The sequence below is a fragment of the Mesorhizobium sp. Root552 genome, from assembly GCF_001427285.1.
Lineage (GTDB): Bacteria > Pseudomonadota > Alphaproteobacteria > Rhizobiales > Rhizobiaceae > Mesorhizobium.
Genome location: NZ_LMFV01000062.1, coordinates 112,417 through 137,055 on the forward strand (window position 1 = coordinate 112,417; position 24,639 = coordinate 137,055).

Sequence of the window (24,639 nt, forward strand, 5' to 3'; positions counted from 1 at the left end):
AGACTGGAACTGCGGCGGTGGCAGGTGGCGAACGTCCTGACCCTAGTCCTTCTTGTAGAGCATCCAGTTCTTGCTGCCTTGCCCCACCATCGAGGAGTGCCGCGTCACCTTGTTGCGGCCGCCGACCTTGGAGCGGTAGAGCGCCTGGTCGGCCTTCACGTAAAGGTCTTCCGGATTTTCCGCTTCGGAGGCCATGCACACGCCCATCGAGACGGTAACGGTGCCGTAGTTGGTGGCGGTCTGGCTGCTGGAGAACTGCGTCTGCTCGATCAGCTTGCGCAGGCGCTCGGCGATGTCGCAGGTGATGTCTTCGCTGGTACCCTCGACGATCAGGGCAAATTCCTCGCCGCCGGTGCGGGCAACGAAAACGCCGCGCCTGACGCTGGATTGCAGGATATCGGCAACGGTGCGGATGATCTTGTCGCCGACGGGGTGGCCGAACTTGTCGTTGATGTCCTTGAAGCGGTCGATGTCGACGAGGACCAGGGCGTTGAACAGGATGCCCTTGTTGCTGTTGTAGATGCGGGCGATTTCCTTGTCGAAGGCGCGCCGGTTCCAGACCTGCGTCAGCGGATCGGTGTCGGCAAGGCGCTTGTATTCCTCAAGCTTGGACTTGACGCTCTCCAGTTCCGCCGTCTTGTCGTTCAGCGTGTTCGCCACCTGCTTGCCGCGGTCGATGGTCGAGGCGGTGGCCACCGAAACGGCGCTGACGATCTTTTGCAGGAGGTCGCGCGAGATCGTGGCCCGGTTGGCCAGGCCGCCGGACGTCTCGTGCAGGATCTTGCCGTATTTCTCGACCTGCGTGCGTTCGTTGCGCAGAAGGGAGGCGATGTCTTCGAGTTCCTTGGCCAGCACGTCGCGGGCCTGGTCGACAATGCCTTGCCCGTGGTTTTGTGCGAAGAACTGGCGACCGATGCGGTCGAGGTCGTCCTGTGTCGGGCGGCTGCTCAGCGCCACGACGGCGAGGCTGAGTTCCGGATTGGTGCCGGCGAGCGCCTCGTAGAAGATTTCATAGTTTCGAGGAGCACCGACCACGCCAAGCTGGCGCATTGTGGCCACGACCGTGGTGGCCAAGTCGGAGTTTCGGTCTTGCGAAACTGCTGCCGGCTGCATGAAACGACCCCCACTCCCTCAGAGCCGGTGGGCCTCTGCAATGGCATGATCACCGGTCGGGGAGCGCATCCCGAAATTTCAATAAACATTGCGAAGATACGTGCCCCCAAAGATCGATCTTCACAACCATACCTATAATTTGCCTTGGCTAAAGTTTCCTTAATTCCGCGAAAGTGAAGGGTCTTTCTTCTACCTGAAGATGTAGATCGTTACTGGTCGCAGTCAGGACAACCATAAATGTATTTGCTGATAAACAGATGTATCGGATAACGGCATGTCAATTGGCAGGGGCAAGATGATGGCAACGACACACACCGGATCATGCTTGTGCGGCAAGGTGCGGTTCAAAGCGCGCGGTCCATTGCGGGGCGTTGCCTATTGCCATTGCTCGCAATGTCGCCGGCAGACGGGGCACTACCTTGCGGCAACCAACGTCAATGACGCGGATATAGATATCGAGGGCTCGGATGCCCTTGTCTGGTACGCGGCATCCCGCTTCGCCAGGCGCGGATTTTGCGGCTCGTGTGGGTCGGTGATGTTCTGGAAGCACAACGACCTCGACGAGGTTTCAGTGATGGCCGGATCGTTCGACATGCCGACGGGGCTGAAGGCGGAATGCCACATCTTCGTGGCCGATAAGGGCGATTATTACGAGATCGACGACGGTTTGCCGCAATTTGCCCGTTCAACACCGTCGATCAAGGTTGCCGACGATTGAAGGTTGGAGGATAAGCGCACCGTTTCATCGAACGGTCACAATCCTGCAATTTTTGCTCCCGGCGACTCTCAAGGAAATAATCACATGAAGCGGCTGATCGATGCGTTCTTCAACTCCGTGCGGGCGTTTCGCCGGCTGGCCGGCAGCGAAGCCGCATTCCAGCAGGAACTCATTCTCCTGCTGATCGCGATTCCGGTGGGCTGGCTGATCTCCTCGTCATGGAGCGGCTATGCCTTGCTCATCGCTTCGATCCTCGTGCTGATCCTTGTCGAGGTGCTCAACACCGGCATCGAGGCGACCTGCGATGCCGTCAGCCGCGAGTTCAACATAGACATCCAGCTTGCCAAGGATTGCGGCTCGCTGGCGGTGCTTATCGCCGTCGTGCTCACCGCGGGCGTCTGGGGCTTTGCCCTCATCGAAAGGCTCGTGGGCGCGCCTGTCTGAGCTTGCTGCGCAACGGTGCTTCTAACGCCCGCGCAAAGTGCTAGATTGAGCGCATCGGGGAGGGGCGTCATGTTGTCTTTCCAGAAGATTCGCGCACGGGCAGCCGACCGCAAGGGCGGCGACGACGTGCTGATGTCGCTTCTCGGTTCCGCGCCCGACAATGCCGCAGTCGCGCGGATCGCCGACGACCGGATCTTGTCGACTATGGCCGAGCGCATTTTCGCAGCCGGATTCGTTTGGCGCGTCATCGAGCAGAAATGGCCGGGTTTCGAGGAAGCGTTCCTGCGTTTCGAGCCGAAGCGGCTTCTCTTCCAGCCGGAAGATTTCTGGCACGACCTTGCCTCCGACAAGCGCATCGTGCGCAATCCGCAAAAGATACTGGCTGTGCGCGAGAACGCTTTTTTCGTTGATCGCGTCTCGAAGGAACATGGCGGCTTCGGGAAATTCCTGAGCACGTGGCCGGCCAACGACCAGCTGGGGCTGATGGCTTACCTCGGCAAATATGGCAGCCGGCTCGGCGGGAATACGGGACAGTATTTCCTGCGCTGGCTGGAGTGGGACACCTTCATCGTCTCGCAGGACATGGTAGCCGCGTTGCGCGATGCCGGGCTCGACATTGCCGAAAGCCCGACATCGAAGAAGGACCTGGCCAAGGTCCAGGCGCAGGTCAACGAATGGGCCGACGAGACCAAGCTTCCCCGCAAGCACATATCGCGCATATTGGCGATGTCGATCGGCCAGAACAATTCGCCCGAGACGATCCGCGAATATACGGGTGAGTAGAAAGCGGCCATTGCCGGTTGCGTTGCCGCAAGTTAAATCCAAGGCATGACCAAGAAGACCATTCCCGATACGTTGCGCATCGCAATTGCCCAGCTGAACCCTACGGTTGGTGACGTCGCCGGCAATCTTGCCAAGGCGCGCGAGGCGAGGGCGGATGCGGCTCGCCAAGGCGCTGATCTCGTCCTGTTCACCGAACTGTTCATCGCAGGCTATCCGCCGGAGGACCTTGTTCTGAAGCCGGCCTTCCTGAAGGCATGCGAACGCGCCGCGCAGGAGCTTGCCGGCGAGACCGCCGACGGCGGCCCCGGCGTCATCATCGGCACGCCGCTGAAGCGCAAGAGCGGCACGCACAACTCGATCGTCGTCGCCGATGGCGGCAAGATCATCGCCGAGCGCTACAAGATCGATCTGCCGAACTACGGCGAGTTCGACGAGAAACGCGTCTTCCAGGCGGGGCCTGAGGTGCCGGGGCCGGTCAATTTCCGCGGCATCCGGCTGGGTATCCCGATCTGCGAGGACATCTGGGGTGAGCTTGGCGTCTGCGAGACGCTGGCCGAAAGCGGTGCCGAAATCCTGCTGGTGCCGAACGGTTCGCCTTACTATCGCACCAAGGTCGACATCCGCCATCAGGTCGCCATTAAACAGGTCATCGAGACGGGTCTGCCGCTGATTTATGCCAACCAGCTTGGTGGTCAGGACGAGCTGGTGTTCGACGGCGCGTCCTTCGCCATTGGGGCCGACAAGTCGCTCGCCTTCCAGATGAGCCAGTTCGAGGACGCGGTCGACGTCACGACCTGGAAGCGGAAGGCCGACGGCTGGGTTTGCACCGAAGGTCCGATGTCGAAAATCCCCGAGAAGCAGGAGGCCGACTATCGTGCCTGCATGCTGGGCCTGCGCGACTATGTGAACAAGAATGGCTTCAAGAACGTCGTGCTTGGCCTTTCAGGCGGCATCGATTCGGCGATCTGCGCGGCACTGGCGGTGGACGCGTTGGGCGAGGAGCGGCTGCGGGCAGTCATGATGCCATACCGCTATACGTCGAAGGACTCGCTGAAGGACGCCGAGGATTGCGCCCGCGCGCTTGGCTGCCGCTATGACATCGTGCCGATCTTCGAGCCCGTCGAAGGCTTCATGCATGCACTCACCCAGCTTTTCGACGGCACCAAGGAAGGCATCACCGAGGAAAACCTGCAATCGCGCGCCCGCGGCACGATCCTGATGGCGATCTCGAACAAGTTCGGTTCGATGGTGGTGACGACGGGCAACAAGAGCGAGATGTCGGTTGGCTACGCCACGCTTTACGGCGACATGAACGGCGGCTTCAATCCGATCAAGGACCTCTACAAGATGCAGGTCTATGCCATTTCGCGCTGGCGCAACACGCATGTGCCGCCCGGAGCGCTTGGGCCTTCGGGCGAAATCATCCCGCAAAACATCATCGACAAGGCACCGTCAGCCGAACTGCGCGAAAACCAGACCGACCAGGATTCGCTGCCGCCATATCCCGTGCTCGACGACATCCTTGAATGCCTGGTCGAAAACGAGATGGGCGTGGACGAGATCGTCAAGCGCGGCCACGACCGCGCTACGGTCGCGAGGGTGGAAAATCTGCTCTACATCGCCGAATACAAGCGCCGGCAGGCAGCCCCCGGCGTCAAGATCACGAAGAAGAACTTCGGCCGCGACCGCCGCTATCCGATCACCAACCGGTTCCGCGACCGGGACTGATCGAAACGGCGCGATCTTGTAAACCTTGAAAGCATCCGTTACGCCCCGTTCATGACCGTTACAGTCCGCTTTGCTCCGTCGCCCACGGGCCGAATCCACATCGGCAACGCTCGTACAGCCTTGTTCAACTGGCTGTTTTCGCAAAAGGCCAAGGGCCGTTTCATCCAGCGCTTTGACGATACGGATGTCGTCCGTTCAAAGCAGGAGTATTCCGACTCGATCCTTTACGACCTGCATTGGCTAGGCATTTTCCCCGATGCGATCGACTATCAGTCCAAGCGCTTCGATATCTACGATGCCGCGGTTGAGAAACTGAAGGCGGCGGGTGTTCTCTACGCCTGCTATGAAACGCCGGAAGAACTTGACCTGCGGCGCAAGATTCGCCGCACGCGCGGGTTGCCGCCGGTCTATGGCCGCGAAGCCTTGACGCTGACGGCCGAGCAGATTGCCGAATACCAGCAGGACGGCCGCAAGCCGCACTGGCGCTTTTTGCTTCCCAATTTCGCGTCCGATCCGTTGCATCCCGAGCGCACTGATATCCGCTGGAACGACCTGGTGCGCGGCGAGGAGACCGTAGACCTCGCCTCGCTGTCTGATCCGGTGCTGGTGCGCGAGGACGGCACCTATCTCTACACGCTGCCTTCGGTTGTCGATGACATCGACATGGGCGTCACCCACGTCATCCGTGGCGACGACCATGTCACCAACACCGGCGTGCAGATGGCCTTGTTCAAGGCGCTTGGCGCTGAGTTGCCGACCTTCGGTCATCACAATCTGCTGACGACGACGACCGGCGAGGGCCTTTCCAAGCGCACCGGCGCGCTGTCCATCGAGAGCCTGCGGGAAGCCGGCATCGAGCCGATGGCCATTGCGTCGCTGGCGGTTCTCATCGGCACTTCCGAAAGCGTGCAGGCAATGCCGACCATGACCGAGCTGGCCGATCATTTCGACCCAGCGGCGACATCGAAATCGGCTGCGAAGTTCGACCCTGACGAGCTTTTCGTACTCAATCGAACCCTGCTTCATCACATGCCTTTTTCCGAGGCGCGCGATCGGCTGATCGTGTTGGGCGTATCGGATTCCCGCGCCGAACCGTTCTGGAACGCAGTGCGCGGTAATCTCGACAAACTGCCGGATGCGGCCAAGTGGTGGCGGATCGTCAACGACGGCGTTCAGGACAAGCCCGAATTCTCGGACGAGGATCGGGACTTCCTGCGCCAGGCTTTTGATCTGTTGCCGGAGGAGCCGTGGGACGGTTCCGTCTGGAAAACTTGGACCGCAGCCGTTCGCGAAAGTAGCGGACGCAAGGGCAAGGCGCTTTTTGCGCCGCTTCGTCTGGCGCTTACCGGGCTGTCTTCCGGGCCGGAGCTTGCAGATCTATTGCCTCTTCTCGGTCGGGAAGGAACGTTGGCCCGACGACCCTGACCTTGCGGTCCTCGTCGATCTCTCGCTCTACCGGCGTGATATCCTTTGCCGTGTCCGTTGAAGGGGCAGCAGGCCTGGTCGGTTCGACTTCGACAATCGACGATCCCGGCTGCGAAACCACCTTCGGGAACCGGGCATCAGGCGTGCTTCCAAGTAGTGAGGAATCCCGGACGGTGCCGCAACTGCAGCTTAGTTCGCGGGTTACGTCCAGCCGCTTGAAAACGAAAGCGTTGGGCAACTGGCTGTAAGGGCCTCCCGTGACGGACGACAGCATGTCGCCGGCCTTGGTGTCGCCTCGCTCGGCATAGAACAGCTCGACATTCGTGCCGGGGCAGGCGGCTTCGCATCGGGCCTGGTCGCGCTGGAAGTCGCCGGCTGAGGCTACGGTCGACATCGGGAAGAAATAGCCGTCGCAGGTGCGCACGCAAAGCGTGCGGTATTCATCGTCAAGACGCAGGAAACCTTCGCCGCTCCTTCGGATGATGACGCCCTTGTTCAACGCCTGCTCCTGTCTTTCGACATGTGGAGCCTCACCTAGTCGTTCTTCATCATCCCACGGCGAGGATCGCAGGATGATGACCTGCCCCTTGCGGCAACCATTGGCTTCGAGGGAAGCCATGATGCGGGCATGATCGCGGTGGCCCGTTTGACCAGCGTTCGACGCTCGCTCGCGTTGCAGGGTGTCGAGATTGGCATTCATGCGATCGATGGTGCTGTTGATGTCGGCGCAGTCCTTGATCGCATTGCCGGAGAGTTGGAAATCGCACTGCTGCTGGCGCGCATGGTCGCGCGCGATCTCGATCTGCTCGACCTGTTCGGCAATCGCATCGTCAAACTGGCCGGCAGTGCCTGGAGCGCCAGCGAGTTCCGCCTCGAGTTGACGGCAGATGTCCGAAGCAGCGACAGACGGAAGCGAAGCGGCGACCGTCATCACGCCCGCAAGCGCCAAGGCAATTGTCAGTTTTCGCTTCTGACCCTGCACTTTCGCCCCATTTTCAAAACCGCATCCGGCAGGCTAGCGCGCAGCAAGTTAACTACTTCTTTAGAGTCCTCTTTGACCGCGACGCTGGCTGATCGAGATTCAGCGTTGCCTGAGCCTTTTGTGCGGCCTCCACGATCGCCAGCGCCGTCATGTTGACCACGCCGCGCGAGGTGACCGATGGGGTCAGGATATGGGCCGGCATGTCCGCGCCCAAAAGGATTGGCCCGACATGCAGCGCGTCCATCATCTGCTTGACGGTCGACATCGCGATATTGGCCGAATCGAGATTGGGGAAGACGAGCAGGTTTGCTTCGCCCTTGAGACGCGAATGGGGATAGACGCGCTGGCGCAGTTGCGGTGACAGCGCCGAATCCGCGTTCATCTCGCCATCGCATTCCAGATCGGGCGCGAGCCGGGCGATAAGCTCCGCCGCGTGGCGCATCTTGGCAGCGCTTGCCGTATCGCGCGAACCGAAATCGGAATGGGACAGCAGCGCAGCCTTGGGCTCGATGCCGAAGCGGCGGATTTCCTCTGCCGCGAGCACCGTCATTTCGGCGATCTCCTCTGCGGTCGGATCGACCGAGACGAAGGTGTCGGTGAAGAAGGTGATGCCGCGCTGGGAAATCAGCATGGAGAGCGTCGAAAGGTCATTGTCCTTGATGCCCGGTCGCGGCCCGATGATGAGCGAGACGTTGCGCAGATGCTTGCTGAACCGGCCCTCCAGGCCGCACAGCATCGCGTCGCCGTCGCCGCGCTTCAATGCAAGGGCCGCAATCACGGTGTTGTCGGTGCGCACCATCGTACGCGCAGCTTCCTGCGTGATGCCGCGCCGTCCCGCCAGTTCGATGAGAAGATCGACATAGTGCCGGTAGCGGGGATCGTCCTCGGGGTTGATGAGTTGGAAATCCTTGCCGGCCTTGATCTTGAGCCCGTAGCGCCTGAGGCGGACGTCGATGACATGCGGCCGCCCGATCAGAATCGGCTCGGCAATGCCTTCCTCGACGACAACCTGCGTTGCGCGCAGCACCCGCTCGTCCTCGCCATCCGCATAGACCACGCGCTTGGCCGTGGAGGCGCGCGCGGTCGTGAACACCGGTTTCATCACCAGGCCGGAGCGGAAGACGAAGCGGTTGAGCTTGTCCACGTAAGCGGGGAAGTCGGTGATGGGGCGTGTGGCAACGCCGGTGTCGCAGGCCGCCTTGGCCACCGCCGGCGCGATCCTCAGGATGAGGCGCGGATCGAACGGCGAGGGGATGAGGAACTCCGGGCCGAAAATCGGTGTTTCGCCGGAATAGGCGCGCGCGGCGACATCGGAGGGTTCCTCGCGGGCAAGCGCTGCAATGGCGCGCACCGCGGCCATCTTCATTTCCTCGTTGATCGCCTTGGCGCCGCAGTCGAGCGCACCGCGGAAGATGTAAGGAAAACACAGCACGTTGTTGACTTGATTAGGAAAATCGGAACGGCCAGTGCAGATCATGGCGTCCGGGCGCGCTTCGCGCGCCGTCTCCGGCATGATCTCCGGCGTCGGGTTGGCAAGCGCGAGGACGAGCGGCTTGTCCGCCATCAGCTTGAGCAGTTCCGGCTTCAGCACGCCCGCCGCCGACAGGCCGAGGAATACGTCCGCGCCCGGAAGGACATCGGCAAGCGTTCGCGCTTCGGTGTCCTTGACGTAAGGGTCCTTCCAGCGGTCCATTTCATCGACGCGGCCCTTGTAGGCGACGCCGAAACGGTCGGTGACCCAGATGTTCTCAATTCTGACGCCGAGCGAGACGAGAAGATTGAGGCAGGCCAGCGCCGCCGCGCCCGCACCTGACGTGACGACCTTGATGTTTTCGATCGACTTGCCGGCAAACTCCAGTCCGTTGAGGATCGCCGCCGCAACGATGATGGCGGTTCCGTGCTGGTCGTCGTGGAACACCGGGATGTTCATGCGCGCCTTGAGCTGCTCCTCCACCTCGAAGCATTCGGGCGCCTTGATGTCCTCGAGGTTGATGCCGCCGAAGGTGGGCTCGAGCGCCGAGATCGTGTTGACCATGCGCTCGATGTCCGGCGCATCGATTTCGATGTCGAAGACGTCGATGCCGGCGAATTTCTTGAACAGGACGGCCTTGCCTTCCATCACCGGCTTCGAGGCGAGGGGGCCGATATTGCCGAGCCCGAGAACGGCGGTGCCGTTGGAGACGACGCCGACGAGGTTCGCCCTTGCCGTGTAGTCGGCGGCGGTGGCTGGGTCGTCGCGGATTTCGAGGCAAGGGGCTGCCACGCCGGGGGAATAGGCGAGCGCAAGGTCGCGCTGGTTGCCAAGCGGCTTGGTGGCCTGGATTTCCAGTTTGCCGGGGATGGGATGCTTGTGGAAGAACAGCGCGGCCTCTTCGAGATCGGACCGCGTCGTTTTCGTATTGCCGCCGTTCATATCGCTGCTCCCCTCGCTCACCATGGGACCCAGAAGCCGATGCTTTTTATTATTGTCCGGCTCTAACCGTTTGTTTTGGCGCAATCATTTCCGGAAACAAACCGGCGTTACGCTCTGCGTTACATGTTCGTACTAGCACGCTTTCGTCAAAAGGCACTCACGTAGAGGCCGCCATCCACCGGGATGTTCTGCCCTGTCAGGTAGCCAGCGTGGACGGAACAGAGGAAGGCGCAGATTTGCCCGAATTCTTCCGGGGTGCCCAGCCGCTTTGCCGGAATATCCGCGCTGATGCGCGCCTTGCGCGCGGTTGCCGCGGCAGGGTCCTCGACGGAACCCGGTTCGTGCGGTCCGCGCAGACGGTCGGTATCCAGCTTGCCGGGCAACAGGTTGTTGATGGTGACGTTGCGGTCGGCCACCGTGCGGGTAATGCCGGCGAGGAAGGAGGTCAGGCCGGCACGGGCGCCAGACGAGAGATCGAGTCCGGGGATCGGCATGTAGACCGACAGCGACGTGATGTTGACGATGCGGCCGAAGCCGCGCGCGGCCATGCCATCGACGACGGCTTTGACCAGTTCGATCGGCGTGACCATGTTCTGAGTGACGCCGGCGAGGATCTTTTCGCGGTCGAGTTCGCGAAAATCGCGGAACGGCGGGCCGGCGTTGTTGTTGACGAGAATGTCCGGATCGGGGCAGGCCGCCAGCAGGGTTTTCTGGACCGCTGGCTGTGAAACATCGCCGGCGATTTCGGTGACGGTGACGCCAAAGCGCTCGCGGATTTCAGCGGCGGTTCGGGCCAGCGCCTCGGCATTGCGCCCGTTGACGACTATATCGCAGCCGGCTTCGGCCAGCGCCATGGCGCAGCCGCGCCCGAGCCCCTTGCTCGACGCGCAGACGATGGCTTTGCGGCCGCGAATACCAAGATCCATGAGATGTTCCTTCCAGTTCCTGATCCGGTCACTTGCCTGACGCTACCCTGCGGGCTGGATCAATCGCAACTGTCATACGCTTGTTGCATGAATCGCGGCATAGGCATCACCAAAAGGTGAGATTGCGATGCCCGGCCAAGAACCCCGCACTTTCCGCAGCATTTTCATCTCCGATGTGCATCTGGGATCGAAAGCTGCCAAGACGGAATTCCTCATCGACTTCCTGCGCCATCACGATGCCGATACGATCTACCTTGTCGGCGATATCGTCGATGGATGGCGCTTGCGCAGGACGTGGCATTGGCCGCAGAGCCACAACGATGTCGTGCAGAAACTGCTGCGCAAGGCGCGCAAGGGCAGCAAGATCACCTACATCGCCGGGAATCACGACGAGTTCGCCCGCCAGTTCCAGGGCGTGCATTTCGGCGGCATCGTTGTTGCCGACAGCGTGATCCATGAGACCGCCGACGGCAGACGCTTCCTCGTCATCCACGGCGACCAGTTCGACACGGTCGTGCACAATGTGCGCTGGCTGGCCTATCTCGGCGACTATGCCTACGACGCGGCGATGTTCACCAATCGCGTCATCAGCCGCATGCGCAGCCTGCTCGGCCTCGAATACTGGTCGTTTTCCTCGTGGGCGAAACTGCGCGTGAAGAAGGCCGTCAGCTTCATCGGTTCCTTCCAGACCGTGCTTGTTCAGGAGGCGCGCCGTTCAGAGGCGGATGGCGTTATCTGCGGCCACATCCACCATGCGGCCATAGAGACGTTTGGCGATGTCGAATACATCAACACCGGCGATTGGGTGGAAAGCTGCACGGCGGTGGTGGAGCACTTCGACGGGCGCATGGAAATCCTGCGCTGGGCGCAGGTGAAGTCCGACGCGCCGCCACCGAGCAACGTCCTTGTCCCGATCCGCCTGGACGTTCGCGTGCCCGAGGCCGCCTAGCGCGCGGATACAACCGTCGGTATGACCGTTCCGCCCCATCTTGCGCTGTGGTAGATCGATCGAAGCCTGGCCTTCCGGATTCGGAGGCAGCTTGTCGGATCGTTTCAATTCATGTCCCTGCCGCCGCTTTCGCCAGAACAGCAGATCAGGCCGCGCCATTTCGAATTGCGCATGGCCGCAATCTTCTTCACGCTGCTGATACCGAACGGCATCTACATCCCGTATTTTCCGCTTTGGTTGACCGAAAACGGCTTTGGTCCCGAAGAGGTCGCGGTGATTCTGTCCGCGCCGATGTTCCTGCGCGTGGTGACGACGCCTTTCCTGACCGCGATGGCCGATCGGGCGCGCGACCGGGCCAACGTCTATGTCGCGCTTGTCGCGGCCTCGGTCTTGGTCTCGGCTGGCTATTTCCTGAAGCCTACTTATGTGCTGGTGCTGGCGGTGTCGCTCGCGCTGGCCGTGGTGTGGACGCCGCATTCGCCCATCGGCGATTCGATCGCGCTATCGGGCGTCAGGCGCTATGGCGCGAACTATACCGGGATGCGCATTTGGGGATCGATATCGTTCCTTTGTGCAAATCTCGCCGGTGGCTTCATCCTGGCGCATACCGGTGCCCAATCGGTACCCTTGATCGTATTCCTGTCGTTCTGCGCGGCACTGATCGCGGGCCTGTTTGCACCGCGCCTCGGTCCGCCGCGCCGCGCCTCACCCTTGTCTGCGACCGATATGCAGGCATCCGGGCCGAAGCTGCTCAATGCATATTTTCTCTATTTCGCCGCCGGCACCGGCATCCTCATAGGCAGCCACGGCTTCCTGTACGGGTTCGTTTCGATTTATTGGAAGTCCATCGGCATCGGCGATTCAACAATAGGCCTGTTGTGGGCCTGGGGCGTGGCAGCCGAAATCGGCATGTTCCTGTTCTTCAACAGGCTCTTTGCCTCATCGACCGTCGTGAAGGTGATGGTGCTGGCGGGGGTTGGCGCGGTCGTGCGCTGGCTGATTTTCCCGTTGATCTGGCCCCTGGGCCTTGGCATCGGCGGCTTTTTCGCCGTGCAAACGCTTCATGCCCTTTCTACGGCCCTGATCCTGATCGGCTTGCAGAAGATGATTGCCGAGACCGTTGCGGAAGAGCAGACCGGGGCCGCTCAAGGCATTGCCTATTTCACCAACGGCTTTTGCACGGCCGCGGTGACACTGGTTTCGGGACCGATCTACGACCGGTTCGGCGTAGACGGCTTCTTTGCGATGATCGCCGTAGCCTTGGTGGGCCTCGCGTGTATCGGTCTTGCCGCGCGTTCAGCCCCAAAGCGCTCGTGACGGCGGCGAGACGAGCGATCCCTCGTAGGTGAGGCCGGGCTCACGGTCCCGTGCGAGCAGCAGCGGTCCATCCAGGTCGACGAAATCGGCTCCTTGCGCCAGCAGGACCGCCGGCGCCATGGCGAGCGAGGTGCCGACCATGCAACCCACCATGATGCCGAAGCCGAGTTCGACGGCGCGGTCCCGCAGCAAAAGGGCTTCCGTCAGCCCGCCAGCTTTGTCGAGCTTGATGTTGACGGCATCGTAGAGGTCGACAAGCGCTTCCAGATCGCGTGCTTCGTGAACGCTTTCGTCGGCGCAGATCGGTATCGGATGCGCGATCTTCTGCAGGATGCCGTCGCGCCCTGCCGGCAGCGGTTGTTCGACAAGCGCTACTCCCAGTCCTGCCGCCGCTGCCAGATTTTCGGCAATGTTGTCGTCGTTCCAGCCCTCATTGGCATCGAGTATGATGCGGGCGCGAGGTGCCGCCTCCCTGACTGCCCGGATGCAGGCAATGTCGTTGTCGCCACCGATCTTGACCTTGAGCAGCGGGCGTTCGGCGTTTGCACGCGCCTGCGCCGCCATTGTTTCCGGTGTACCCAATGACAAGGTGTAGGCCGTCTCCAGCGAAACGGGAGCGATGCCTAGTCGCTCGGCCACGGAGGTATCGCCGGCCTTTGCTTCCAGATCCCAAAGCGCGCAATCGATTGCGTTGCGGGCGGCACCTGCCGGCATGGCCTTGAGTAAGGCTTGCCGGTCCATGCCAGCGGACAATCGCTCCTTCGCGTTTTCAATCGCCGCGTGAACGCTTTCCATCGTCTCACCGTAGCGCTTGTAGGGAACACATTCGCCGCGTCCCGAGTGAACACCATCCGTGATCGTGCAGGTAATGACCTCCGCCTCGGTCTTGGAGCCACGCGAGATGGTGAAGGTCCCGGCGATGGGAAAACGCTCGGCCTCGACCGAAATGACACGCGCCATATCTTTCTTCTCCATCACGAGCATGCGATGGCCTCTGCAAATCGACAGCCAAACGCCAACGGGTTAAACAGGGCGCCATGTTGACCATTGGCAAACGCGACGCAAGAAGGGCGGCTGCAAGGCAGGCAGATCACATGCCGCGCATCACGCTGAGCGAGGACGGCGACACGCTGGGCTGCGCGTTTTCCGGCATCTGGACCACGCGCACGGTCGCGCATGTCGATGCCGAGATGCGCAAGATCGAAAAGCGCAGCGGGTTTGCAACGCTGGCGCTCGACCTCTCGCGAATCGAAAAGCTGGATACGGCAGGCGCCTGGCTGATCGATAGGCTGCTGACGGCCAACAAGGCGCGGGGCGTAAACGTAACGATGCAGGGCGAAAGCGAAATCGCGGCCATCCTGCTCGGCGCGGTCGGCGATGCTGCGGCCCGTTCCGATGAAGCCAAGCCCGAGCGCGCGCCCAACATAGTCATTCGCGGGCTGGAGGCGGTTGGCCGCAGCGTCTATGACATGCGCGACGACTTTCTTGCGGCCATGAACATTCTTGGCGCGACCATTCGCGGCGCGCAAATGAAGCTGGGCCGCGGCCATGCGGTCAATCCGGCCGCGATCTTCAACCAGATCGACCGCATGGGCGTGGGCGCAATCCCGGTCGTGCTTCTGATGTCGGCCATCGTTGGCGCTATCGTTGCGCAGCAGGGCGCATACCAGTTGAGCTATTTCGGCGCCGATATTTTCGTCGTCGATCTGGTCGGCGTGCTGGTGCTGCGCGAGATGGGCGTGTTGTTGACCGCCATCATGATCGCCGGCCGTTCCGGCAGCGCCATTACTGCCGAAATCGGCTCCATGAAGATGCGCGAGGAAGTGGACGCGCTCAAGGTGATCGGCCTCAACCCGATCGGCGTGCTGGTCTTCCCGCGTCTTGTGGCCCTGGTCATTGCGCTGCCGTGCCTTACGATCATGGCGAACTTTGCCTCGCTCGGCGGCGGCATGCTGGCAGCCTGGCTATATTCCGATATTCCGCCCGCCGCATTCATCGACCGGCTTCGCGTGGCCATCGATCTCAGCACCATTTTCGCTGGGCTGATAAAGGCGCCGTTCATGGCCATGATTATCGGTACCATTGCATCGGTAGAGGGGATGAAAGTTGGCGGCAGCGCCGAATCGCTCGGCCAGCACGTAACCGCATCCGTGGTGAAATCGATCTTCGTCGTCATCGTGCTCGATGGCCTGTTCGCAATATTCTACGCGGCGATCAATTTCTGACATGGCAATGGCTGGCGAAACCATGACGAGCGCAATTCCCGGAGGCGAGGGGACGGAAGTCGTCCTCTCCGCGCGCGATGTCACCGTCGCCTTCGGCACGAAGGTGATATTGGACAAGCTTTCGCTAGAGGTCCGGCGCGGCGAAATCCTCGGCTTCGTGGGCGCATCCGGCGCGGGAAAATCGGTGTTGCTGCGCACAATACTGGGCTTGACCAAAAAGCAGTCGGGCTCGATCACGCTGTTTGGCGTCGATGTCGACAAGGCAAGCGACGTTGAACGCCTGCGGATCGATATGCGCCTTGGCGTGTTGTTCCAGCACGGGGCGCTCTTTTCGGCGCTGACGGTTCAGGAAAACGTCCAGGTGCCGATGCGCGAATATCTCGACCTGCCGAAGAAGCTCATGGATGAACTGGCGATGCTCAAGATCGAGCTTGTCGGCCTGCCGGCAGACGCGGCGCGCAAGTTTCCATCCGAGCTTTCCGGCGGCATGATCAAGCGCGCGGCGCTTGCGCGCGCGCTGGCACTCGATCCCGACATCGTTTTTCTGGATGAGCCCACGTCCGGCCTCGATCCCATCGGCGCGGCAGAGTTCGACGAACTTGTGGTCAAGCTGCGCGATACGATGGGGCTCACCGTCTACATGGTCACGCACGATCTCGATTCGCTTTTCACCGCGTGCGACCGCGTTGCCGTGCTCGGCAACAAGAAGGTTCTGGTGGAAGGCACCATCGAGGACATGCTGAAAAGCGAAGAGCCGTGGGTAAAGTCCTATTTTCGCGGAAAACGCGCCCGTCAGCTTGATCTTGCCGTCCGACAGCAAAGATAGTCAGCCCAATGGAAACCAGAGCCAACTATGTCATTGTCGGGATCTTTACGCTGGCCGCAATTTTGGCAGCGTTCGGCTTCGTCTACTGGACGGCGGCTATCGGCGACCGTGGCGAGACGGCACTGCTTCGGGTGCGCATTCCGGGTTCCGCTTCGGGCCTCGCGCGCGGCAGCTTTGTGCTGTTCAACGGCGTCAAGGTTGGTGATGTCCGCCGCGTCTATATCGACGTCGACAACCCCACGGTTGCGATTGCGGACACGGAAGTCGACCGGCTGACGCCAATCACCAAGTCCACTCAGGCCGACATTGGCCTTGCCGGATTGACCGGGCAGGCGAACATCGAACTGAAGGGCGCCGACCCGCGCGAAACCAAGCTGCTTGATGACGCGGAAGCGCAAAACAAGATCGCGGAGATAACCGCAAATCCTTCTGCGGTGACCAACCTGTTGCAGACGGCGCAGGACATCTTCACGCGCGCCGACAAGGTTCTGTCGCAACTGGAAGGCTTCACCAGCGACGTGCGCGGTCCCCTGACCAAAACCGTCGAAAACGCGCAGAAGTTTTCCGATGCCTTGGCAAAGAACGCCGATGGCATCGACAAATTCCTGACCAGCGTCAGCGCGCTGTCGGTGGAATTGCAGGGTGTGTCGGGCAAGCTTGACGGCACGCTCAAGGCAGCGGAGGGCCTGCTGAACTCGGTCGACAAGGATCGGGTGAAGGAGATTGTCGCCAACATCGACACCTTCACCAGGAACCTCAAGCAGTCTGGCGACCAGTTCGACGGCGTGATCAAGGGCGTGAACACGGCAGTCGCGTCGATCAACGATTTTGCCCAGAAGACGCAAGGCACGCTGGCCAAGGTTGACGGCGTGCTGGACGGGGTCAATCCGAACGATGTGCGCGAAGCCCTGTCGAACATCAAGAGCGCGAGCGAGAACGCCAACAAGGCCGCGAGCGACATTGCTTCAGTTACAAAGAAATTCGGCGACCGCGCCGACGATATCGACCAGACCATCAGCGATGCGAAACAACTGGCCGAACGCCTCAACAACGCCTCCGTGCGCGTCGACGGCATCCTGGCCAAGGTGGACAGCCTGCTTGGCTCCGGCGAGGCCAACGGCGTGATGGCCGATGCGCGCGAGACGCTGAAGTCGTTCAAGCAGGTGGCAGATACGCTGAATGCGCGGCTCGGCACGATCACCGACAATCTCGCCCGTTTCTCGGGCCAGGGGCTGCAGAACGTCGAGGCGCTGGTGCAGGACAGCCGTCGCTCGATCAATCGCATCGAGCAGGCGGTGAGCGATCTTCAGCGCAACCCGCAACGCATATTGTCCGGCGGAGACGGCGAGGTGCGCCAGTACGATGGAAGGGTGCGGCGTTGACTTTGCCGTCCAATCACCGCACAAAACCGCCGGTTGAGGGCCATGCCGCACCGATCGCGGGATTGCGGCAGGTGCGACCGCAGCAGACCGGGGAAACTTCGTGAAGGCTGTCAGAGCTACATTCGTGGCCGTGGTGTTTGCTGTCGGGCTTTCCGCCTGCGCGGTGTTGCCCGGCGGCGGCCCCGCACCCCTGGATACGTTCGAGCTTTCGGCACCAGCCGTTGAGGCGAAAGGCCATAGCCGCCGCCAGATCCTCATCGCGGAGCCGGCCGCGCTGAAAGCATTCGACGGCCAGAACATCGTCATCAAGCCGAAGGACGGTTCGATCCAGTACTTGAAGGGCGCGCAGTGGGCCGACCGCTTGCCGCTGATCGTGCAGGCGCGTCTGGCGGAAACGTTCCAGCGTTCGGGAAGCTTTGCCGGTGTCGGCAAGCCGGGCGAGGGGCTGGCGATCGACTACCAGGTGATCGCCGAAATCCGCGCCTTCGACGTGAGGGTCGCTGGCGGCGACCGCGCCGTGGTCGAACTCTATGTGCGCCTGCTCAATGACCGCAACGGCGAGGTGCGCGCGGCAAGGAATTTTACTGCGTCGGCGCCTGTGTCGGGAGCCGGCAACCAGGCCTACGTGGCCGCGCTCGACCGGGCGTTCGGCGATGCCGCAACGCAGATCGTGCGCTGGACGGACGCCACCCTATAGCTTGATGAATTCAGTATCCTGAACAGGCAGCGGACCGGGCCGCTGCCTTGCCGTGCCGGCATTGGGCTTACGAGCCGTAAGGATCAGACCTTGGCCACGATGCGCATGAAGGCCGGCACGTCTTCGCCGAAGCCGACGGTCGCGTCGTTGTCATCGTCGCGATGCCGGTCGGGGCGACCGCTGCGCTGCGGCCTCGTGTCGTTGCGGTTCCGTTCAGACGAATCCCTGCGGTCGTTGTTGTCGGCGCGGATCGCATGCTTGCGCTCGCGGCGGTCCGTGCTTTCCGGCTGTGCGGTTTCCTCAACAGCCGATGCGATCGGTTCCGGCTTGGCGGCATCTTCCTTCGGCGATTTATGCTCGCCGCGTGGCTTGCGGTCCCTGCCGCCATCTTCCTTGCGCCCGGCTCTGCGGGGCGCGCCACGGCCGCGACGGGGAGCGTCGTGCTCGTCTTCGCTGACCACGACGGTCGAAAGATCGCCGTCATGCCATTCGATGCTTTGGCCGATCAGGCGTTCGATTGCATCGACGTACTTCGTGTCGAGGCGGGTGGCGATGGTGAAGGATTTGCCGGACCGGCCTGCTCGTCCTGTGCGGCCGATGCGGTGAACATAGTCTTCCGCGTGGATCGGCACATCGTAGTTGAAGACGTGGCTGACGTCAGGAATGTCGAGACCGCGCGCGGCGACGTCGGAGGCGACGAGCAGCTTCAGCTTGCCGTCGCGGAAATTGCTCAGCATGGTCATGCGCGCCCGCTGGTCCATGTCGCCATGCAGTGCGCCGGCATTGAAGTCATGCTTCGTCAGCGAGCGGAAAAGTTCCGAAACCTCGACCTTGCGATTGCAGAAGATGATGGCGTTCTTCAAGCCGTCTTCTTCCTGCCGGATCAGCGTGCGCAGGACTTCGCGCTTGTTCCAGGGTTTCGCCCCGGACTTGACCAGCCGCTGCGTGACGGTCGTTGCAGTACTTGCCGCCTTGGCGACTTCCACGCGTACCGGAGCTTGCAGGAATTTTTCGGTGAGCTTGGTGATCTCGGGAGGCATGGTCGCCGAGAAGAACAGCGTCTGTCGCGTGAACGGGATCATCTCGCAGATCCGCTCGATGTCGGGGATGAAGCCCATGTCGAGCATGCGATCGGCTTCGTCGATGACGAGGATTTCGACGCCGTTCAGCAAAAGCTTGCCGCGCTCGCGGTGGTCGAGCAGGCGTCCCGGCGTTGCGATCAAAACGTCCGCGCCGCGCTCCAGTTTCTTGTCCTGCTCGTCGAAGGAAACGCCACCGATCAGCAGGGCGATGTTGAGCTTGTGGTTCTTGCCATATTTGACGAAGTTTTCTTCGACCTGTGCGGCCAGCTCGCGTGTAGGCTCGAGGATCAGCGTGCGCGGCATGCGGGCGCGGGCGCGGCCTTTCTCGAGGCGCGTAATCATCGGCAGCACGAAAGCAGCGGTCTTTCCGGTGCCGGTCTGGGCGATGCCGAGGACATCCTTGCCAAGCAGTGCGTGCGGGATGGCGCCAGCCTGGATTGGCGTCGGCTGCGTGTAGCCGGCGTCGGCAACTGCGGAAAGCACCTTCGGCGACAGGCCAAGGTCCGTGAAGGTCAACGCCTCTTGGGCGGTCTGGGTGTCTGAGGACAAATCGATTGCTGTCTTTAGCTTGTTCTGAGAGCGCGGCGGCTACGTTGCGGCCTGCGCCTCGCATACGCGATAATTGGATGCCGATATGCGCAAGTCCGCGATTTGTCAACACAAACGGGCGGAAATGCTAGGATAGCAGAGCGTTATTCTTAATTCGTTCCGCCGATTTTCTAGCGGAGAACCATCAATATCTGAATTGTTCAGTCAGGATGCGCTCGTTCCAGGAATGGCTGGGATCGAAAAGCAATGTCGCCGTAGCGGTCAGCGACTGCCGAATGACCACGCTTGCCACGCCCTTGACTTCGGTATGGTCGGCTGCGGCGTTGACGGGCCGTTTGTCCGCCTCAAGTATGTCGAATTGAACGACTGCCCTATTGGGCAAGAGCGCACCGCGCCAGCTACGCGGTCGGAACGGACTTACCGGGGTCAGGGCAAGCAGTTGCGCATCCAGTGGAAGGATAGGCCCGTGGGCGGACAGGTTATAGGCCGTGGAGCCTGCCGGCGTCGCCACCATGACGCCATCGCAACTCAATTCGGCCATTCGCAACTGATCGTCGACGGTAATGCGGATCTTGGCAGTCTGGTAGGATTGGCGCCATAGCGCGACTTCATTGATGGCGAGGGCGGTTACCGTTTCGCCGGCCGTTGTGACCGCCTGCATTTCGAGCGGCCGTATGGTTTCGGAGACCGCGGCCCGAAGGCGCTCGGGCAGCGCGTCCATGTGATATTCGTTCATCAGGAAACCGATGGTGCCACGGTTCATCCCGAACACCTTCTTGCCGGTGCCCATCGTGTCGCGCAGCGTCTGTAGCAGGAACCCGTCGCCGCCGAGCGCAATGACGATCTCCGCTTTGTCCACGCCGACATTGCCGTACTGCGCCGAAAGCTCATGGAGCGCGGCTTTGGCGTCGGGCGTGTCCGACGAGATGAACGCGAACCGGGCTGGCGCTTTGGTCATGGCTTTTCGAAGGGAAATCCAGTTTCGATGTTTTCGCGGCGTAGCATGGCCGTTAGCGCATGCAAAGTGACACGGATTTCTATCGGGTCGGAGCACAGGTTTGATCGTGGCCTGCTACAAATGGTCACCGAGGTTAAGATTCCTCTTAATTTCTTATAAAGGCCCGTTTCTCATGCTAGGCAGAACTGGAAGCCAGGCGGGGGCCTAGCCGACAGGAAATAGCCTTGCCGTTCATGCGCATGACAATCGTTGCTCTCCTTATGGGAGTTTTCGCGCTCGCATTTGCAGGACTGACCCGCCAATCCGATGCACTGAGCACAAGGCCCCAATCAACGGCATCGAATTGCGGCGAAGCCGCGGGTGCTCCATGCCCGACCAGGCGGGCTATGTAGCTTGCCAGTTTCAGGGAGGTGTTTGCCGTAAAAAAGCCCCGCCAGAGAGCGATTTGACAACTCAGAGGCAGGGCTTGCCGGGATGCCCCCACCACGGCGCACCGATGCTACCGAGAGTTTGCTTGGCCGACCCTGAACGCGATGTTCATCTGGCGTTCATCTATGCACCTGCGGTGACCCGGCTCAGTAGTCCGCTTTGAGGCCGACGAAGAAGCCGCGGCCGTCACCCGGCAAGAAGGCAGCCTGATCCGGCCGGGCTTGGTCGACGATCAAGGTCGAACCTGCATATGTCTCATCGAAGACGTTGGTGATTTCGCCAAAGACCGTAAGATGGTCGCCGACCTTGAATTGCGTGCGCAAGTCGACCACGGCGTAAGGGTCCGCGTAGAGGGTATTCATATTGTCGACGGGCGTTTTTTCCGGATTCCAGCGCACACCCGCCTGGACCGACCATGTCTCGCTTACATCGTAATTCAGCGCAGCGTTGATGACGTGCCTTGGCGCGCCGGCAAGGCGGTTGTTGCCGCGAAGCGGATCGTCATGGAACCTGAAGTCCTGATAGGTGTAGGCGAGCCTCGCAGTCCAGTCGGCCGCGATTTGGGCCGTTAATCCGAGTTCGATGCCGAAGTGGCGGGTGTCGTCCGCGTTGATCGCTCCGAGCGAGGCGCCCGTTGCGTCGCGCAGGCTCAGCAACTCGTTGTCTACCCATGAATAGTAGGTGACCGCGTCCCAGGCGAAATCTCCGGCACTGCCACGCCAACCAGCTTCGATTGTGGTTGCCGTCTGCGCTTCCAGGTCGGGGGTCCTGAAGGCATCGGCCGGCGCGCCGGGAGCACCCGGATTGGGGCGCCCGGCACTGCTGTTGGGCGTGCCGTTGATTGTGGCAAGCAGGTCGTCATGGGTGGGAGGTTCGAAGCTGCGGCTGACCGCGCCAAAGAATGTATTGGTCTCGTCAGGCCGGTAGGTCAGCCCGAGACTTGGGCTCCACCCGTCATAGGTGCGCGCATAGCTGGTGTCCTGCGCAGGCACTGCTCCGTTCGGCAGGCGCTGTGTCGGGTTGGCTGGATTGAACGCGATCGTTGGACGGGTAGCCAGGCCATAGCGGTCCGCGTTGTCTCTCGTGGCATGAGCATAGGAGATCGCGGGCGAAACCGTGAATGCATCCCCCAACGGGACGTTGAAGCCGGAATGCAAGGACAGGGTCGCGGCGTCGAGATCGTTTTTGCCGAACAATGCGCCCTGGTTACCGGCATCGTTGAGATAGTAATCGCGTTCGGCCGATCCGATTGAGTACTGGGCGGTTGTCTCGAAAAGCGGCAGCAACGCACCTTCGTCGCCGCTATAGGCATAGCGCACCACGCCGGTGAAATCACCGCCCTTGGTGTCGCGTATGCCTGCTGAGATCGGGAAGCGGAACATGTCGTCGGTAAAGGTGTAGCCCAGGACAACGTCAAACAGATGCCGGTCGAATTCGGCGGTGGTGCGAGAGCCGATGAGATACTGGCTCGCCTCGCGACGTGGTTGGTCGCGAATGACGTTCGGTCCGGGATTGATGGCGCCGCCGGGGGTGACGGTCGGACCGATATGGACTTGCCGGGGATTGGCTTCCAGTTGGCTCTTCGTCAATGGGCCGGCGACGTCGAAGCCGAGGTCGGTATAGCCGGCAAAGACCCTCGTCTTGATATTGTCGGAAATCTCGAAGCCGATGTTGCCGCTTATGCTTGCCCGTTCGGACGAATTGTAGTCGCGAAATCCGTCGCGCGTTGTGAGATCGAGTTGCAGCATTCCGTCGAGTGCATCGGTCTGGAAGCCGGCGCTGCCCGAAATCCCGGCCTGGCCGAACGAGCCGCCGCTCGCCTGCACGGATAAGCCCTGGTCCTGCGAGCCGGTCGGCGAGACGAAATTCAGCGCACCGCCAAGAACCGTGGCGCCGAGACGGTTGGCCATATAGCCCTTGTAGACTTCGATTGAATCGGCACGGGCGGGATTTGCGAATCCCACGGCATAGGAGCCGTCGGCACGATTGAGCGGCAGGCCGTCCTGGAGCACGAGGATGCCGCGCTCGACCGGGTTCTGTTGCAGGCCCGAGCCGCGAATCTGGATGCGCGGTTGATCGTTGCCGCCGAAAAAGTCCTGCACGACGACGCCCGGCACCGAGCGCAGCGCGCTCGAAACGGTCTGGTTTGCGGTAACCGGTTTCTCTGTCTTGTCGACCAGCGTGACACCGCCAGGCATGACGCCAAAGCGTTCCGCTATTGGCTCGGAGGCCGTTGCATTGATGACGATGCGCTCCAGCATGACAGATGAACCCGGCGTGGCCGATTGCGCCAGTGCATAGGTGCTGGCGCTCGCGAGCAGAAAGCCCGACGCGGCCGATAGCCGGAACAGGCCCCGACATGTCGCATTGATGTTTCCGAGCTTGATGCTTGCCCCGGTGCTGTACTGCATGAACGCCCCCGTCTCTAGCAGGCACCCATGCGCGGCCTGCTATCCCCTGATCCGACAATTTGGGTGCCCCGAAGGTATCCGCTCGGCCGCACGCGCGACGGCGGACGGTCTGGCCCCTCGACCAGATCCTCATCAACGCCAGTAATCTTGATGAAAATTCTCTTCTTTGCGCTGGCGCAAAGTTGATCCGTTTTATCCGGTTTAGCGATGTGCGGCCTTGTCGCTCGGCCGAAGATCTAACCCTCAGGAGAATTTGATGTCGAAAACGGTGCAGGCAATCCTCACCCAGCCTGTCGATCGGCGGATGGCGCTAACCGGCTTGGGTGCGGGTCTCGCGCTGGCGAGCCTGCCTGCAATTGTGCGGCCGGCAAAGGCGGCATCGTTGCAGGAGCTTGTCCTGTTCGGGCCTCCGGCCGGCCCTTCGATTATTCTTGCCCAGGCCGTCGCATCAAATGCGCTTGCGGGCGTCGCCGACAAGGTTTCCTTGAAGATCTGGCGCAGCCCCGATGAGATGCGCGCCGGCCTGACATCGGGAACGATGTCGGCAGTCGTGCTGCCGGTTCAAGTGGCTGCCAATCTCTACAACCGCGGCATGAAGCTGAAGCTGCTCAACATCATGACCAAGGGGCTGATTTACATTGTCTCGACCGATCCTGGTCTTACCGATATCAGGACCTTGAAGGGCAAGAGGTTGGCCGTTCCGTTCCGTAACGACATGCCTGACCTGGTCATCAAGCGGCTGCTTTCCGCCTACGAGATGACACCGGAGAAGGACATCACGCTTGAAAGCACAGGCTCGCCGATCGAGGCGATGCAGATGCTGGTCGCCGGCAAGGTAGACGCCGTGCTGGCGCCCGAGCCCGCTGTGTCTGCCGCGATCATGCTGGGAAAAATGGCCGGCAAGGACATCCGGCGCGTCATCGACGTGCAGGAAGTGTGGGGTGAGGTGACAGGTAAGGCGCCAATCCTGCCCCAGGCGGGGCTTGCACTCACCGACAGCCTCACACTGGAGAATCGCGATCTTGCAGACGCATTGCAGGGCACATTGGCGGATGTCGCGGCCCGCGTCAACGCCGATCCGCAGGCTGCTGCGCAGGCGGCTGCTTCGTCGCTCGATTTTCCCGAACCGGTTATTGCTGCGTCCATCGCCACCTCGAAGCTGGTAGCAATCCGCGCCAGCGAGGCACGGGCCAGCATCGAAGCCATGCTTGAGACGCTTGCCGCTAGCGATGCTGGTATCATCGGTGGCCGGCTGCCAGACGACGCGTTCTATCTGTAGCCG

Annotated in this window: 20 protein-coding genes; 12 read left to right on the forward strand and 8 right to left on the reverse strand. The window is 61.5% G+C overall.

Annotated features, from left to right (window positions below; genetic code table 11):
* Positions 1-42: 42 nt before the first annotated feature.
* A complete protein-coding gene (locus ASD50_RS21420; RefSeq protein ID WP_056246156.1) occupies positions 43-1,113 on the reverse strand; it encodes a sensor domain-containing diguanylate cyclase in 1,071 nt (356 codons plus the stop codon).
* 298 nt (positions 1,114-1,411) lie between these two features.
* Here ASD50_RS21420 and ASD50_RS21425 point away from each other — a divergent pair, with 298 nt between their 5' ends.
* The 5 genes from ASD50_RS21425 (at position 1,412) to gltX (ending at position 6,211) form a co-directional block, all read left to right on the forward strand.
* The gene (locus ASD50_RS21425) at positions 1,412-1,831 is read left to right on the forward strand and encodes a GFA family protein (protein WP_056246402.1); all 420 of its coding nucleotides are present in this window, start codon (positions 1,412-1,414) and stop codon (positions 1,829-1,831) included.
* An 84-nt stretch (positions 1,832-1,915) separates the two neighbouring features.
* Positions 1,916-2,275 (forward strand): diacylglycerol kinase, encoded by a 360-nt coding sequence (locus ASD50_RS21430; RefSeq protein ID WP_056246162.1) that lies wholly within the window; start codon positions 1,916-1,918, stop codon positions 2,273-2,275.
* Between the two features lie 69 nt (positions 2,276-2,344).
* Positions 2,345-3,058, forward strand: coding sequence for a DNA-3-methyladenine glycosylase I (locus ASD50_RS21435; RefSeq protein WP_056246165.1), 714 nt, complete (start codon positions 2,345-2,347; stop codon positions 3,056-3,058).
* A 45-nt stretch (positions 3,059-3,103) separates the two neighbouring features.
* Positions 3,104-4,786 carry an NAD+ synthase gene (locus ASD50_RS21440; protein ID WP_056246167.1) on the forward strand — a complete coding sequence of 561 codons (1,683 nt, stop codon included), beginning with the start codon at positions 3,104-3,106 and terminating at the stop codon, positions 4,784-4,786.
* 51 nt (positions 4,787-4,837) lie between these two features.
* Positions 4,838-6,211 carry a glutamate--tRNA ligase gene (gene gltX, locus ASD50_RS21445; protein ID WP_056246175.1) on the forward strand — a complete coding sequence of 458 codons (1,374 nt, stop codon included), beginning with the start codon at positions 4,838-4,840 and terminating at the stop codon, positions 6,209-6,211.
* On the opposite strand, the gene ASD50_RS21450 is transcribed toward gltX, so the two are convergent.
* From ASD50_RS21450 to ASD50_RS21460, 3 genes are all read right to left on the reverse strand, one after another.
* The gene (locus tag ASD50_RS21450) at positions 6,129-7,193 is read right to left on the reverse strand and encodes a DUF2865 domain-containing protein (RefSeq protein ID WP_056246178.1); all 1,065 of its coding nucleotides are present in this window, start codon (positions 7,191-7,193) and stop codon (positions 6,129-6,131) included. The two genes, gltX and ASD50_RS21450, sit on opposite strands and share 83 nt — an antisense overlap.
* Before the next feature lie 52 nt (positions 7,194-7,245).
* Positions 7,246-9,606 carry an NADP-dependent malic enzyme gene (locus tag ASD50_RS21455; RefSeq protein WP_056246184.1) on the reverse strand — a complete coding sequence of 787 codons (2,361 nt, stop codon included), beginning with the start codon at positions 9,604-9,606 and terminating at the stop codon, positions 7,246-7,248.
* 146 nt (positions 9,607-9,752) lie between these two features.
* Positions 9,753-10,532 carry an SDR family oxidoreductase gene (locus tag ASD50_RS21460; RefSeq protein ID WP_056246186.1) on the reverse strand — a complete coding sequence of 260 codons (780 nt, stop codon included), beginning with the start codon at positions 10,530-10,532 and terminating at the stop codon, positions 9,753-9,755.
* Positions 10,533-10,659: 127 nt separating this feature from the next.
* Between ASD50_RS21460 and ASD50_RS21465 the strand changes: the two genes are divergently transcribed.
* Both ASD50_RS21465 and ASD50_RS21470 read left to right on the forward strand, forming a co-directional pair.
* Positions 10,660-11,481 (forward strand): UDP-2,3-diacylglucosamine diphosphatase, encoded by an 822-nt coding sequence (locus ASD50_RS21465; protein ID WP_156465213.1) that lies wholly within the window; start codon positions 10,660-10,662, stop codon positions 11,479-11,481.
* A 111-nt stretch (positions 11,482-11,592) separates the two neighbouring features.
* Positions 11,593-12,798 (forward strand): MFS transporter, encoded by a 1,206-nt coding sequence (locus ASD50_RS21470; RefSeq protein WP_056246189.1) that lies wholly within the window; start codon positions 11,593-11,595, stop codon positions 12,796-12,798.
* Here the strand turns inward: ASD50_RS21470 and dgcA are convergent.
* Positions 12,778-13,758 (reverse strand): N-acetyl-D-Glu racemase DgcA, encoded by a 981-nt coding sequence (dgcA, locus tag ASD50_RS21475; protein WP_056246409.1) that lies wholly within the window; start codon positions 13,756-13,758, stop codon positions 12,778-12,780. The genes ASD50_RS21470 and dgcA overlap by 21 nt on opposite strands.
* Positions 13,759-13,835: 77 nt before the next feature.
* Between dgcA and ASD50_RS21480 the strand changes: the two genes are divergently transcribed.
* The 4 genes from ASD50_RS21480 (at position 13,836) to ASD50_RS21495 (ending at position 17,928) form a co-directional block, all read left to right on the forward strand.
* Positions 13,836-15,023, forward strand: a complete 1,188-nt coding sequence (locus ASD50_RS21480; protein WP_056246192.1) for an MlaE family ABC transporter permease — start codon at positions 13,836-13,838, stop codon at positions 15,021-15,023.
* A 1-nt stretch (position 15,024) separates the two neighbouring features.
* On the forward strand, positions 15,025-15,849 hold the full coding sequence (locus tag ASD50_RS21485) for an ABC transporter ATP-binding protein (RefSeq protein WP_156465214.1): 825 nt from the start codon (positions 15,025-15,027) through the stop codon (positions 15,847-15,849).
* Positions 15,850-15,857: 8 nt separating this feature from the next.
* Positions 15,858-17,231, forward strand: a complete 1,374-nt coding sequence (locus ASD50_RS21490) for an MCE family protein (RefSeq protein WP_056246197.1) — start codon at positions 15,858-15,860, stop codon at positions 17,229-17,231.
* Between the two features lie 100 nt (positions 17,232-17,331).
* Complete coding sequence (locus ASD50_RS21495) at positions 17,332-17,928, forward strand: ABC-type transport auxiliary lipoprotein family protein (protein WP_056246200.1); 597 nt, start codon at positions 17,332-17,334, stop codon at positions 17,926-17,928.
* An 83-nt stretch (positions 17,929-18,011) separates the two neighbouring features.
* Here ASD50_RS21495 and ASD50_RS21500 read toward each other — a convergent pair whose 3' ends face one another.
* The 3 genes from ASD50_RS21500 to ASD50_RS21510 form a co-directional block, all read right to left on the reverse strand.
* Positions 18,012-19,559: a DEAD/DEAH box helicase gene (locus ASD50_RS21500; protein ID WP_056246205.1), complete on the reverse strand. Its 1,548-nt coding sequence runs from the start codon at positions 19,557-19,559 to the stop codon at positions 18,012-18,014.
* 184 nt (positions 19,560-19,743) lie between these two features.
* Positions 19,744-20,517: an NAD kinase gene (locus ASD50_RS21505; protein ID WP_056246207.1), complete on the reverse strand. Its 774-nt coding sequence runs from the start codon at positions 20,515-20,517 to the stop codon at positions 19,744-19,746.
* A 575-nt stretch (positions 20,518-21,092) separates the two neighbouring features.
* Positions 21,093-23,357, reverse strand: coding sequence for a TonB-dependent receptor family protein (locus ASD50_RS21510; protein ID WP_156465215.1), 2,265 nt, complete (start codon positions 23,355-23,357; stop codon positions 21,093-21,095).
* A 256-nt stretch (positions 23,358-23,613) separates the two neighbouring features.
* Here ASD50_RS21510 and ASD50_RS21515 point away from each other — a divergent pair, with 256 nt between their 5' ends.
* Positions 23,614-24,636, forward strand: a complete 1,023-nt coding sequence (locus tag ASD50_RS21515; RefSeq protein ID WP_056246210.1) for an ABC transporter substrate-binding protein — start codon at positions 23,614-23,616, stop codon at positions 24,634-24,636.
* Positions 24,637-24,639 lie beyond the last annotated feature (3 nt).

What these genes read in the sequence shown, in the direction of transcription:
- ASD50_RS21505 (WP_056246207.1), bottom strand. Translation starts at nt 20,517, where the DNA reads ATGACCAAAGCGCCAGCCCGGTTCGCGTTCATCTCGTCGGACACGCCC.
- ASD50_RS21485 (WP_156465214.1), top strand. Translation starts at nt 15,025, where the DNA reads ATGGCAATGGCTGGCGAAACCATGACGAGCGCAATTCCCGGAGGCGAG.
- ASD50_RS21420 (WP_056246156.1), bottom strand. Translation starts at nt 1,113, where the DNA reads ATGCAGCCGGCAGCAGTTTCGCAAGACCGAAACTCCGACTTGGCCACC.
- ASD50_RS21510 (WP_156465215.1), bottom strand. Translation starts at nt 23,357, where the DNA reads ATGCAGTACAGCACCGGGGCAAGCATCAAGCTCGGAAACATCAATGCG.
- ASD50_RS21425 (WP_056246402.1), top strand. Translation starts at nt 1,412, where the DNA reads ATGGCAACGACACACACCGGATCATGCTTGTGCGGCAAGGTGCGGTTC.
- ASD50_RS21460 (WP_056246186.1), bottom strand. Translation starts at nt 10,532, where the DNA reads ATGGATCTTGGTATTCGCGGCCGCAAAGCCATCGTCTGCGCGTCGAGC.
- ASD50_RS21430 (WP_056246162.1), top strand. Translation starts at nt 1,916, where the DNA reads ATGAAGCGGCTGATCGATGCGTTCTTCAACTCCGTGCGGGCGTTTCGC.
- ASD50_RS21455 (WP_056246184.1), bottom strand. Translation starts at nt 9,606, where the DNA reads ATGAACGGCGGCAATACGAAAACGACGCGGTCCGATCTCGAAGAGGCC.
- ASD50_RS21515 (WP_056246210.1), top strand. Translation starts at nt 23,614, where the DNA reads ATGTCGAAAACGGTGCAGGCAATCCTCACCCAGCCTGTCGATCGGCGG.
- gltX (WP_056246175.1), top strand. Translation starts at nt 4,838, where the DNA reads ATGACCGTTACAGTCCGCTTTGCTCCGTCGCCCACGGGCCGAATCCAC.
- ASD50_RS21470 (WP_056246189.1), top strand. Translation starts at nt 11,593, where the DNA reads ATGTCCCTGCCGCCGCTTTCGCCAGAACAGCAGATCAGGCCGCGCCAT.
- ASD50_RS21435 (WP_056246165.1), top strand. Translation starts at nt 2,345, where the DNA reads ATGTTGTCTTTCCAGAAGATTCGCGCACGGGCAGCCGACCGCAAGGGC.
- ASD50_RS21480 (WP_056246192.1), top strand. Translation starts at nt 13,836, where the DNA reads ATGTTGACCATTGGCAAACGCGACGCAAGAAGGGCGGCTGCAAGGCAG.
- ASD50_RS21465 (WP_156465213.1), top strand. Translation starts at nt 10,660, where the DNA reads ATGCCCGGCCAAGAACCCCGCACTTTCCGCAGCATTTTCATCTCCGAT.
- ASD50_RS21490 (WP_056246197.1), top strand. Translation starts at nt 15,858, where the DNA reads ATGGAAACCAGAGCCAACTATGTCATTGTCGGGATCTTTACGCTGGCC.
- dgcA (WP_056246409.1), bottom strand. Translation starts at nt 13,758, where the DNA reads ATGGCGCGTGTCATTTCGGTCGAGGCCGAGCGTTTTCCCATCGCCGGG.
- ASD50_RS21440 (WP_056246167.1), top strand. Translation starts at nt 3,104, where the DNA reads ATGACCAAGAAGACCATTCCCGATACGTTGCGCATCGCAATTGCCCAG.